Below are 12,090 nucleotides of genomic sequence, written 5' to 3'. Positions count from 1 at the left end.
AAATATTTAGAATCCTTCTAAATATTCCTTTTCATATGCCGAGATAGTCTAGTCTGGTAAGGCGCAGGACTTGAAATCCTGTGAGGTCACCCTCGCCTGGGTTCAAATCCCAGTCTCGGCGTTTACCACTATTTTTAAAAAAAACTTTTTAATTTGATATCTAATTCTTCAAGATTAGATACTATATCATTTTTATTTAATTCATCTATTTTTGGCCTTTGTATCATTATGACTGCAACATCCTTTTCGTTTGCGGCCTGTATCTTTTCAATGACTCCGCCAACATCGCCGCTTTCCTTTGTAATCATTACGCTTGCATCATATCTTTCAATCAATTCAAGGTTTTCTTCCAGGCTGGCGGCACCTTTCATTGGAATGATGTGTGACGGATCAACACCAAACTTTTCACATTTTTCAATGGAGCTTTCCACTTTCAGTATTCTTGGGTAGAACCTGTCGACGCTGACATATTTCAGGATGTCTTCCATGGTGTTTGCTCCTGCAAAATGCAGCACGTTTCCTTCTTTGAATTTGCTTTCAATCATTTTTCCTGCCATGTCAAATGAATCTGCATAATGGATGTGTGATGTGTCAATGTTTTCAAGGTTGGTGGTGGGTCTCTCGAAGCGGATATATGGCATTTCCAGCTCACTTGCAATGCTTGCACTGGTTTGTGTGATATGGGCTGCAAATGGATGTGTGGCATCAATCAGCACATCAAAATTTTCTTTTTTGATTATTTCGATGATTTCATCTTTCAGAAGGGGGCGGGAGATTACCTCATCACTTCCGGCTTCCCTGGCCAGTATTGCCCCATATTCGGTTGTGGTGGTGGTCATGATATGAAAATCATGATTTTTTTTGACATGCTCGATAATGTTTGTTGAGTCTTTTGTTCCGCCGAGTAACAGTATCTTCATTTTATCACTTTTTTCATTATTCTTTCGGAAATGATTATTGTAAATGCGACAATTATGATTACCAGCCAGTCAACCAAGGATATGGCTGTGGTTCTGAATATGATCTGCAGTTGCGGCAAGTATATTATTAACAATTGAAGTATGAATGAGAGGATAATTGCCAAATACAGGTAAGTGCTTGGCTTGTCTGAATTCGCTTTTCTGTTGTATGCGTTAAAGAGCTGGTACATTACGAATAATGTGAATGCAATGGTCATAGCTTTTCTTTCGCTTGAGTTTATGCTCAGCTGATAACTGAATACTGCAATTGTTCCTATTGCCATTACAATTCCTGAAATCAATATTTCAAGCAGAGTCTTTCTGGTCAGAATGTCTCCTGTTTCAGGAGGGCGATGCATCAGGTCCTTTTCGGCACCTTCAATTCCCAATGTTTGGGCAGGCGGACCATCCATCACAATATTCAACCATAATAACTGCACAGGATTGAATGGAAGCGGCAGGTTAAGCAGTGATGTTCCGATAATTGTCAATATTGCCCCGACATTTGTTGAAACCTGGAACTTGACGAACCTTTTGATGTTGTCGTATATCTTACGGCCTTCCTTGACCGCCTTCACAATGGTTGCAAAGTCGTTGTTTTCCAGAATCATGTCTGCTGATTCCTTTGCAACATCTGTGCCGTCACCCATTGCAACTCCAATTGATGCCTTTTTGAGTGCCGGTGCATCGTTTACGCCGTCACCTGTCATTGCAACAATGTTGTTGGAACTTTTAAGGGCCTCGACGATTCTCATTTTCTGTTTTGGTTTCACCCTTGCATACACTTGGATGTCATCTGCAATGGCCAGATACTCTTTGGTACTGAGTTTTTCCAGTTCCTCTCCGGTTATTGTCCTTCCGGTTGTCAGTATTCCAAGGTTTCTTGCAATTGAGCAGGCTGTTTTTTCATGGTCGCCTGTAATCATCTTTACTTTGATTCCAGCTTTCAGACAATCGCTGACGGCCTTTTTGGCATCTTTTTTTGGAGGGTCTGCCAGTCCGAGAAGTCCTGTAAAAGTCAAGTTCTCTTCCGTGTCGTGTTCGTCCTCAATCTTGTATGCAAATCCAATCACTCTCAGGCCATGACCACTCATTTCATCAATTTTTTTAATTATAATTTCCTTGCTTTCAGCATCAATTATTTCAATACTTCCATCATAATCTATGTATTTGCATCTGCTTAGAATTATTTCTGGAGCACCTTTTGTAAAAACAATATTCTTTTCATCGTTTAGGCTATGTATAGTGGTCATCATTTTACGATCGCTGTCAAGAGGTATTTCGCCAACTCTTCTCAAGTCGCTTTCATGATTTTGGCAGAATTTTAAAATCCCTCCGTCAGTCTGGTCGCCTATGGCTTCTCCATTTGTGATGGTGGCGTTGTTGCATAGTTTTCCAATTTCCAATGTCTTGTCTTCATTGGTGAAATATGATTCGACAACGGTCATCCTGTTTTCGGTCAGTGTACCGGTCTTGTCACTGCAGATGATTGTGCATGACCCTAATGTTTCAACTGAAAGCAGCCTTTTGACTATCGCCTGGGATTTTGCCATTTCGGACATGCCTAATGCAAGTGTTAATGTCAAAACGGCAGGCAGGCCTTCAGGAATTGCGGCAACGGCAAGGGAAACCGCAGTCATGAATGTCTCGACAAGAGGTATGCCCTTGAACAGCTCCAAAATAAAGATGGCTATACATACGATGATTGCAATAAGGGACAGTGTCTTTCCAAGCCTTCCGACTTTGGTCTTCAGAGGTGTGTCCTCGTCGTCCTCCTGGACAACTTTCGCAATCTCGCCGACCTGTGTCTTCATTCCAATAGCTTTGACAACACCCATTGCATTTCCTGAAAGGATATTGCAGTCCATATAGACCTCATCTTCAATTTCCTTTTTGACAGCTTCGGATTCGCCGGTCAGGGATGATTCATCACAGGTCAGGTTATTTGCCTCAATCAATATGAGGTCTGCAGGCACCTTGTCCCCCTCTTCAAGTATTACAATGTCTCCAATTGTCAGATCTTCGGAATTTATCTGCTCAATCTTATTTTCCCTTTTCACCACAGCAGTCTTAACGATCAGATTCTTTAGGCTTTCAACAGCCTTTTGTGACCGGTATTCCTGAATGAATCCCATGATGACATTTAAAAGAACTGCAAGCATGATTACGCCTGCATCGATGACATCGCCGATTGCATAGGCGGCAATGGCCGCAACTATTAGAAGACCAATCAGAATATCTACAAATTGGATAAGGAATAATTTGATTAATGGAGTAGGCTTTTTCTCTTCAATCTTGTTTAAGCCATGCTCCTTTTGCCTTTCAAGAACTTCAGTTTTGCTGAGCCCTTCTTTTGATGAGTTAAATTGAGATAGAACGTTTTCCATTGCATCACCTTAAGGTGTAAAAGCTTGCCCTTTTGAAATTTTTTAATTTCATTTTAACTTTGCCCGTATTTAAATCTTCGTTTGTCAGTGGCTTTATAATGAGCTGTGAGTCGATTTCAACTGCAAGCTTGACAATGTATGGCTGAAGCTCGCTTGGCGGTCTTATCGAATAGATGATGTCCATATCTTTGTATAAATCCATATTTGGATTTGTAATGTCGTCTCTTATGACTGTTTCGTCCTTTGGATTGATGTCTGTTTTAATCAAATCGATATTGTCTTTTGAAGCCAGATAATTTGCAATTCTGTCAAATTTGCCCACTGCAATTTCGGCAATCTTGACGTTTCCATTTTCGGCTTCGCTTAAGATATATTCGGCAAAATCATCCCACATTTTTAATCCTCAATTTAATATTTGGTCATCAAAACTATTAAATACATTGATTTTTAAATTTTAATTTGCTATGATTGTAAGGAAATTTAAGCCGAATGATTTAAAAAGAGTCTATGAAATAGAAAGCATGTCCTTCAATCAGTCTTACGGCATCAACATGTTTCAGCAACTCTATGAAATGGGTGTCGGGTTTCTGGTTGCAGAGGAAGACGGGTATGTCATTGGATATGTCATATTCTGGATAAAATATGAAAATCAGGGCCATATAATTTCCATTGCAGTTGACAAGAATTACCGTCGCCATAAAGCTGGAACACATCTTCTTGTAAAGGCAATATCAATATTGTCACTTCTAAACCTCGACACTATATATCTTGAAGTCAATGAAAACAATACTGGTGCGGTTGAGTTTTACAAGACATTCAATTTTAAAATAGACAGGGTTGTTCCGGGATATTATGAGGATGGTGCAGGAGCCATCTTGATGTATCTGCACTTAAATAGAGGTAAAATTCCCCGCTAGCATTTGCCTGTATTGGGCTATTGCCTCTGGCGGTATGTTTCCGGTAAGGTAAAAAATGGCTATTAGCGCAATGTAGAATGCGAATATTGCTAGTTGGATGTGCCCATGCTTTCGAGCAACAGGGTCCTTTCTGGTTGAAAGGTATATTGCAATGATTAGTCCGAGGATTCCTCCCAGAATTGAGAAAATGTAGCCGAACAGTATCAGCCATCTGCTTGTCCTTTTTTGTGTGTGTTCTGCAGGGTTCTGCACGACCTCTTTTTGAATAACAATAGGACCAAGGGTGGTGGTGCTTGTTTTTTCAAACTGTTGCTTAAATACTAATGGAGTACCGCATTTGACGCAATAATCTGCCTCTTCAGGATTGATGAATCCGCATAATGGACAGGCTTTTGCATCCATTTCTATTTTTGGAAACTCATGTCCGCACTTATAGCAAAAACCGTATTTGTCATCTGCAGCAGTACCGCATTGTGGGCATCTTCTAATCATGTTATCACTTAGTTAAATAATTAATTTATGATTACTTATAAATGTTTTTAAAATTTAGTTAAATTTATTATCCTTGCATTAGATAGAATAATTAATGATTGAAAAAATCGAGATTACACAAAGGTTTAATTTTAAAAGGCTTAATCGCCACTATGAGTGTTTCACCATTGATTTGGTCAACAATAATGCATATTATAAAATTTCCGAGCGCGGAAGCGGCGATAAATTTTTGAGCGAACACTCCCTTTGTGATGACTCATGGATTGACATACTTGTCGATTTGAGGAAAAGCATGACCAGCACGATTCATAGCTTCAATGATTCTCAAAAGGACAGGTTCCTGCAAGATTTCAATGATTTGAAATTGTTTGAAGACTTTGAATCTGAGGAATTCACGTATTTTGAAAAGATAGAGCTAATCTATTCCTGCACTGTCATAATCTATTCGACTGATAATTTCGAGGAATACAGCTTCAAGAACAATTTCCCTCCAAACTGGATTGGCTTTGGTGAAATATTGATGGAATTATTTGGTTTTGATGTGTTGCATCTGAATTATCAAAGGCAGCTTGTGACTCCACTTTATTTTGATATCAGAAATGACGGAGTTTACTTGAAAGATAAATTGCCTCTCAAGACTATTGAGTTTGGCCACTATAGGACATACCCTTATGAACTTCCAAATCCTCGGCTGATCATTAACTTTTCAGAAGGAAGAATCGACGGATACATAGAAAAGGAATTGACCGGCAGTGACCGGGAGCTGATTTTGGAATTGCTTGAGAGATATCATGTCTACATGTGGATTTTTGATGAGTATCACAGGAAGTCAAATGCCCGAGACCCCGATGATTTGGAGGGCTATGACTGGTATCTGGAAATCGTCTTTGAAGGAGACATCATATGGCACATATTCGGCTATAACGACTATCCAGACACCTATGTCGGCCTTGCACAGGAGGTAATTGAAATCACCGGCATGGACTTGCTTGAGGTTGATACGATTTCTGATGGTGATTTGGAGCTTTTCGACAAGTTTGGCAATGAAAAAATCAATGGCAACTAATACATTTTCTAAACTAAATTCAAAGGCGATATCATGAAAAAGGTTAAAATAACTATCTTGAAAACAACTCTTCAGGAGGACCTTGCGAAGGAATATGGTGTTGAGGGATTATCCACCTGCCCTCTAATGTCTGAAGGCCAGGTTTACTATGCGGATTACGCAAAGCCGGAAAATTTCTGTGATGAGGCATGGAAGGCAATATATCAGTATGTATTTGCCCTTGCTCATGGCGTTGATGATGTCTGGTATTACAATGATTGGATTAGGACTCCTGGCGTTGCAATTGTTTCATGCAATGATGGTTTAAGGCCGGTTATTATGAAATTGGAAGCAACAGATATAGAATCCCTGCCTGAATCAGATTAGCTGACAAGTTCGATATACTCTTCAAGCAGATCGAAGAGTTCTTCTTTAGTATTCATTTTAAATATTCTTGGCTTTATTTCGGAGCTTCTCCATTGGCCCTTAAGATAGTATGCCGTATGGGTTCTCATCTTGTGCATTGCAACCTTTTCTGGTCGGATTTCATTAAGTAGCTCCGCATGCCTTTTGATCATTTCGATTTTTTGGTCCAATGTGATTTCTTCAGGTTCCGTTCCGTCATCCAGATAATCGATGCACTGCCTTATGAGCCATGGGTTTCCAAGAACTCCTCTGCCGATCATCACCGCATCGCAACCGGTTTCGTCAATCATTTCACGGGCATCATAACATGACCAGATGTCCCCGTTACCGATGACTGGTATAGAAAGGGATTCCTTGACTTCCCTGATTATTGACCAGTCGGCGCTTTCACCGTATCTCTGTTCTCTTGTTCTCGGATGGACAGTTATTGCTGATGCTCCCGCATCCTCAATGATTCCTGCAACTTCAAGGGCATTTATGCAGCTTTTGTCCCATCCGCTTCTGATTTTTGCAGTTACCGGTACATTAACGCTTTCAACAACAGCTTCCACGATTTCACCTATCTTTGGAGGGTTTTTAAGAAGTGCGCTTCCCGCCTGTGACCTGACCGCCACCTTTGGAACAGGACAGCCCATGTTGATGTCGATGATGTCCGGTTTCATGGTATTTTCAATATATTCTGCAGCTATTTTGAATGATTTGACTTCCGCTCCAAAAATCTGCTGGGAAATTGGTCTTTCATAATCTGTCATATAAAGCATTTCCTGTGTTCTTGAGTTTTCATACATTATTGCTTTATCTGACACCATTTCAGTTTCAATCAGTCCACATCCCATTGATTTGGCTATTCTTCTGAATGCCGAATCGCATATTCCTGCCATAGGCGCAAGGACCACCTGGTTGTCAATTTCAACATTTCCAATTTTCCATTTCATAGAAGTCACGTTAAATTATCTGATTTTTCCTTGTTTTTTCATTAATTATTTATATTTGTAATTATATAATTTATACTATTATATTAATTTAATTATTATAGGGATAACATGTCCGGAGTATCATCAAAAGAATTATATGAATTTAAAAAGACATTAAAAGAATTGGCAAATAAGAGAGGCAGAGGTACTGAGCTTGTTTCCGTTTACATCCCACCATCCAAACAATTGAGTGATGTCGGTAAGCACATGAGAGATGAAATGGGTCAAAGTGCTAACATTAAGAGTAAACAGACAAGAAAAAATGTACAGTCTGCAATTGCGGTTATTTTGGAGAGCATAAAACTATACAAACAGCCTCCTGAAAATGGTATTGTCCTGTTTGTGGGTATGATTCCTAAAGGCGGTCCTGGAACTGAAAAGATGGAAAAATATATTTTGGAACCGCCGGAACCTGTTCAGACTTACTGGTATAAATGTAACAATGAGTTCTTCCTAGAACCTCTTGAATACATGATTGAAGAGCATGATGTTTATGGTGTGGCAGTAATTGATAGGAATGAAGCTACCTACGCTACATTGAAAGGTAAGAGGGAAACCATTCTTGGGCATTTGACTAGTGGAGTTCCAGGAAAGCATAAGGCTGGAGGACAGTCCCAAAGAAGGTTTGACCGTGTTATCGAAGACCTTGCTCACCAGTTCTTAAAGCGTATTGGAGATCATATGAACGAGGCATTCCTGCCTTTGAAGGATGATTTGAAAGGAATCATTATTGGAGGACCAGGTTTTACCAAAAAGGATTTCTATGAGGGGGATTACCTTCAATATGAGCTTAAAGACAAAGTCATGACTATAGTTGACACATCCTACACTGGTGAAGAGGGTATCCGTGAAGTTATTGCAAAATCTGCTGATGATTTGGCAAATCTTGATGTGATGCAGGAAAAGAAACTTGTTCAAAGATTTATTCAGGAATTAAGAAAAGACAAAGGATTATACTCCTATGGTGAGGATGAAGTTAGAAACAACTTGATTATCGGCGCTGTTGATGTGCTGCTCTTGTCTGAAGATTTGACTAGCATGCGCAAGGTATTCACTTGTCCGAACTGTGGAACCCAAAAGGAAATCACAGTCAAAACCCAATCTGAAGCCGATAATCTTGAGGAAAGATGCCCTAACTGTAATGAAGTTTTAAAAGAAGAGTCTTCCATGGATTTGGTTGATGAATTTGTGGAAAAGGCTGAAGAAATGAATACTGATGTTGAGTTCATTTCTACTGAAACTGAAGAAGGCATGCAGCTGTTCCGTGCATTCGGTGGAATTGGAGCAATACTCAGGTATTACGTTGAACGCTAATTATAACATTTTGGCGATTTGTCCAAATGTGTTATAATATCACTTTTTCTTTTTTCTTTTTTTGTATAATATTCGCTTAGACCTTCTTCTTGGCGTATCTGGTTGATCATTTTGAAAAAAATCTGTTTGGGAACGGTATTCTCTTTGTTTATCTCCACATATAATGAATGCATGCTCCTGTTTTTGGTCAGATAATTTTCCTTAAGTGTTTGATATTGACTTTTGCTTATCATATTTTATCACTTTGTTTATTAAAAATTAATTTTTGCCCATTTTTAAATATTGATTTGTAAATTATGGTATATAAAGGAATATGGTTTTTAAATTTCTATATAATTTTGTTTAAAATTTTTTTGTATTTTTCTTTTTTGTTCGGTTTTTTGGGTGCAACATGTGATTTTCCAGAACATTTGAATTTTTCAATTCTTCGGAAATTTTATGGTGGAAGATACTTTCCGACTTTGTTTATGTATTAATAATTTTTATTGTCGATTGTAGAAAAATTTTTGAAAAGATTTAAAAAGTAAAATAGTTGTTTTTATATTTTTTATAATTTGTATAATATATATCTTAATTTTTATGAATAATATTGATTTATTTTTAATAAAAATTGAATAATATTTAAATATGAGGAAGTGCAAATAATTAACTATATTGTTAAATATTAATGATATAATTTTTATAATTTTATTCGGAGGAATAATTTTGTCATACGTAGATGAAGTAATTGAAACTATAATAGAACAAAACCCTTCAGAACCAGAATTTCACCAAGCTATTCGTGAAGTTTTAGAATCCTTAAGGGTAGTAATTGAAGAAAACGAAGAAGAATACAGGAAAAACGCACTTCTTGAAAGGTTAACCAACCCAGAAAGACAAATCAAATTCCGTGTTCCATGGGTAGACGACAACGGTCAAGTACAAGTAAACACCGGTTACAGAGTACAGTTCAACTCAGCAATCGGACCTTACAAAGGCGGATTACGTTTCCACCCATCAGTAAACCTCGGAATCATCAAATTCTTAGGTTTCGAACAAATCTTCAAAAACTCCTTAACCGGACTTCCAATCGGTGGAGGTAAAGGTGGATCCGACTTTGATCCTAAAGGAAAATCTGACAGGGAAATCATGGCATTCTGTCAAAGTTTCATGACCGAATTATGCAAATACATTGGTGCTGACACTGATGTTCCTGCAGGGGATATTGGTGTAGGTGGCCGAGAAATCGGTTTCTTATTCGGACAATACAAAAGAATCAGAGGATTATACGAAGGAGTATTAACCGGTAAAGGATTATCTTTCGGAGGTTCTCTTGCAAGAACTGAAGCTACCGGATATGGTTTATTATACTTCACAAATGCAATGTTAAAAGCAAATGATATTGATATCGCAGGTAAAACCATTGTCGTATCTGGTGCAGGTAACGTAGCTACTTACGCTATCCAAAAAGCACAACAATTAGGCGGTAACCCAGTAACCTGTTCCGATTCCACCGGATGGATCTACGACCCAGAAGGAATCGATGTTGAATTGCTCAAAGAGATTAAAGAAGTAAGACGTGAAAGATTAACCGCTTATGCTGAAGCAAGACCTTCCGCAGAATACCACGAAGGCAAAGGTGTATGGACTATCAAATGTGACATCGCATTACCATGCGCAACCCAAAACGAATTGCAATTAGAAGATGCTAAAATCCTAGTTGAAAACGGCGTTTTAGCTGTTGCTGAAGGAGCAAACATGCCAACCACTATCGAAGCAACCGAATACTTACAGGAAAACGGCGTATTATTCGCACCAGGTAAAGCTTCCAACGCTGGTGGAGTAGCAACTTCCGCTTTAGAAATGTCACAAAACTCAGAAAGATTATCCTGGACTTTCGAAGAAGTTGATGGCAGACTCCAAACCATTATGGAAAACATCTTTGAAAATGCTGCAGCTGCTGCTGAAGAATACGGCATGGACAAAAATTATGTCGCAGGAGCAAACATTGCAGGATTCAAGAAAGTAGTTGACGCTATGAACGCACAAGGCATCGTATAGATGTCCTTGTTTATTTTTTCTTTTTTTAGATTCATTTTTTTATAATCCCTTTTTTGTTAAATTGGGTTTTTGTGTAAAGTCGCACTTCCAAAATTTTTAATAATTTTTTAAGATATATTATATCGTGATTTTTATCAAATGCATTATTAAATAATTTTTACTATAATGATTTATATAGAAATCATTTTTTATTAAAAAGTTAACAATGCTTTCTATAGAAAGCATTATATACTGCAGTAATTTAATATTAATATATGTAATATCATTCAAGGTGGAACAAATGATTAAAAGGGAAATGTATCTTGATCAAATTCGCCAGATCATTGGCACAGATTTCATAAAAGTAATTGTAGGACTTCGCAGGTGTGGAAAGACATCTTTGCTAAAAAGCATCATGGAAGAACTTCAAAATCAGGGAATCAATAAAGAAAACATAATCTATATCTCCTTTGAGTTGGTTGAATATAAAAATATTTTCACTTCCGAACAGTTGGATGAAACCGTATTGAATTTAACTAAAAATCTTGATGGTAAAGTATATCTTCTTTTTGATGAAATTCAGCAGGTTGAATCATGGGAAAAATCCGTCAATTCATATAGGGCATCATTTGACTGTGACATTTACATTACAGGATCCAATTCAAAACTATTGTCAAACGAGCTGGCTACCCTTCTTGCTGGCAGATACATTAAAATCAATCTGTATCCGTTTTCATTTAAAGAGGTATTGCAATACCGTCAAGAAATTGACAATGTGAAATTAGACAATGAATCAGTAAAAGAACAGTTTAATCAATACCTTTTATTTGGGGGGATGCCGGGATTGCTTCCAATAAGAGATGACGATACAAAGATAAATGCTCTTCAAGACATTTATGATTCAATAATTGTTCATGATATTCTCTCAAGATACACCATAAATGAAATTGACTTGTTTAAACGATTTTCACATTACCTAATGAATTCCACAGGACAAACATTCTCCAAAACAAGCATTACAAACTATCTAAAAAGTGAAAACAAAAGAACAACTCGTAATACCATCTCAAACTTCACGGAGTATCTTAAAGACTCCCTATTCTGCAAAAGGGTAAGGCGCCAGGATATTTTAGGCAAAAAAATACTAAAAACTGAAGAGAAATATTATTTGACAGACCAAGGTTTCCACCATGCATTGGTTGACAATAACAATAACTGGTTAGGAAGGATTTTGGAAAATGTTGTTTTCAACGAATTGGTGAGAAGGGGATATTCTGTAAAGATTGGGAAGATACGCAATAAGGAAATCGATTTTGTCTGTGAAAAACATGCCAATAAGATATATGTTCAAGTAGCATACCTCTTGTCGTCACCTGAAACAATCGAAAGAGAGTTTTCACCGTTAATGGATGTTCCGGATAAGTATGATGCTTATGTTTTAAGCATGGATGAATTCGACATGTCCCAGAATGGAATTAAGCATAAAAACATTATTGATTTCTTATTGGATGATGAAATTTAGAACGGTAGGGTGGTATCGCCTGTTTCCTGCACAAG

Annotated in this window: 11 protein-coding genes and 1 tRNA gene; 7 read left to right on the top strand and 5 right to left on the bottom strand. The window is 37.8% G+C overall.

All coding sequences use genetic code 11. The features are described 5' to 3' along the window. The first annotated feature begins 37 nt into the window (after window positions 1-37). Window positions 38-121: transfer RNA gene (locus ACJMML_RS09105), tRNA-Ser, on the top strand. 13 nt (window positions 122-134) lie between these two features. On the opposite strand, the gene cobK is transcribed toward ACJMML_RS09105, so the two are convergent. From cobK to ACJMML_RS09090, 3 genes are read right to left on the bottom strand one after another with little or no spacing between them, the layout of a single operon-like run. Continuing rightward, window positions 135-920: a precorrin-6A reductase gene (gene cobK, locus ACJMML_RS09100; protein ID WP_405307009.1), complete on the bottom strand. Its 786-nt coding sequence runs from the start codon at window positions 918-920 to the stop codon at window positions 135-137. Then, entirely contained in the window at window positions 917-3,346 is a 2,430-nt protein-coding gene (locus ACJMML_RS09095) for a calcium-translocating P-type ATPase, PMCA-type (RefSeq protein WP_405307008.1), read from the bottom strand. The genes cobK and ACJMML_RS09095 overlap by 4 nt, the downstream gene beginning before the upstream one ends. A gap of 4 nt (window positions 3,347-3,350) precedes the next feature. Then, the gene (locus ACJMML_RS09090) at window positions 3,351-3,740 is read right to left on the bottom strand and encodes a UPF0146 family protein (RefSeq protein WP_405307007.1); all 390 of its coding nucleotides are present in this window, start codon (window positions 3,738-3,740) and stop codon (window positions 3,351-3,353) included. 70 nt (window positions 3,741-3,810) lie between these two features. Here ACJMML_RS09090 and rimI point away from each other — a divergent pair, with 70 nt between their 5' ends. Continuing rightward, window positions 3,811-4,263 carry a ribosomal protein S18-alanine N-acetyltransferase gene (gene rimI / locus ACJMML_RS09085; protein WP_405307006.1) on the top strand — a complete coding sequence of 151 codons (453 nt, stop codon included), beginning with the start codon at window positions 3,811-3,813 and terminating at the stop codon, window positions 4,261-4,263. Here the strand turns inward: rimI and ACJMML_RS09080 are convergent. Continuing rightward, window positions 4,237-4,755 (bottom strand): zinc ribbon domain-containing protein, encoded by a 519-nt coding sequence (locus ACJMML_RS09080; RefSeq protein WP_405307005.1) that lies wholly within the window; start codon window positions 4,753-4,755, stop codon window positions 4,237-4,239. The two genes, rimI and ACJMML_RS09080, sit on opposite strands and share 27 nt — an antisense overlap. Window positions 4,756-4,849: 94 nt before the next feature. Here ACJMML_RS09080 and ACJMML_RS09075 point away from each other — a divergent pair, with 94 nt between their 5' ends. Then, window positions 4,850-5,821: a hypothetical protein gene (locus tag ACJMML_RS09075; protein WP_405307004.1), complete on the top strand. Its 972-nt coding sequence runs from the start codon at window positions 4,850-4,852 to the stop codon at window positions 5,819-5,821. Window positions 5,822-5,854: 33 nt separating this feature from the next. Continuing rightward, entirely contained in the window at window positions 5,855-6,187 is a 333-nt protein-coding gene (locus ACJMML_RS09070; RefSeq protein WP_405307003.1) for a TIGR04076 family protein, read from the top strand. Here the strand turns inward: ACJMML_RS09070 and dusB are convergent. Beyond that, complete coding sequence (dusB, locus tag ACJMML_RS09065) at window positions 6,184-7,161, bottom strand: tRNA dihydrouridine synthase DusB (protein WP_405307002.1); 978 nt, start codon at window positions 7,159-7,161, stop codon at window positions 6,184-6,186. The genes ACJMML_RS09070 and dusB overlap by 4 nt on opposite strands. A gap of 108 nt (window positions 7,162-7,269) precedes the next feature. Here dusB and prf1 point away from each other — a divergent pair, with 108 nt between their 5' ends. The 3 genes from prf1 to ACJMML_RS09050 all read left to right on the top strand — a co-directional run bounded on the left by prf1 (window position 7,270) and on the right by ACJMML_RS09050 (window position 12,055). Continuing rightward, window positions 7,270-8,514 carry a peptide chain release factor aRF-1 gene (gene prf1 / locus ACJMML_RS09060; protein ID WP_405307001.1) on the top strand — a complete coding sequence of 415 codons (1,245 nt, stop codon included), beginning with the start codon at window positions 7,270-7,272 and terminating at the stop codon, window positions 8,512-8,514. A 705-nt stretch (window positions 8,515-9,219) separates the two neighbouring features. Continuing rightward, complete coding sequence (gdhA, locus tag ACJMML_RS09055; protein ID WP_405307000.1) at window positions 9,220-10,554, top strand: NADP-specific glutamate dehydrogenase; 1,335 nt, start codon at window positions 9,220-9,222, stop codon at window positions 10,552-10,554. 280 nt (window positions 10,555-10,834) lie between these two features. Next, the gene (locus ACJMML_RS09050; RefSeq protein WP_405306999.1) at window positions 10,835-12,055 is read left to right on the top strand and encodes an ATP-binding protein; all 1,221 of its coding nucleotides are present in this window, start codon (window positions 10,835-10,837) and stop codon (window positions 12,053-12,055) included. Window positions 12,056-12,090 lie beyond the last annotated feature (35 nt).

Source organism: Methanobrevibacter sp., assembly GCF_045130115.1.
Lineage (GTDB): Archaea > Methanobacteriota > Methanobacteria > Methanobacteriales > Methanobacteriaceae > Methanocatella.
The sequence above is the reverse complement of the archived record's forward strand: the minus strand, read 5'-3'. Positions and strand labels throughout refer to the sequence as shown.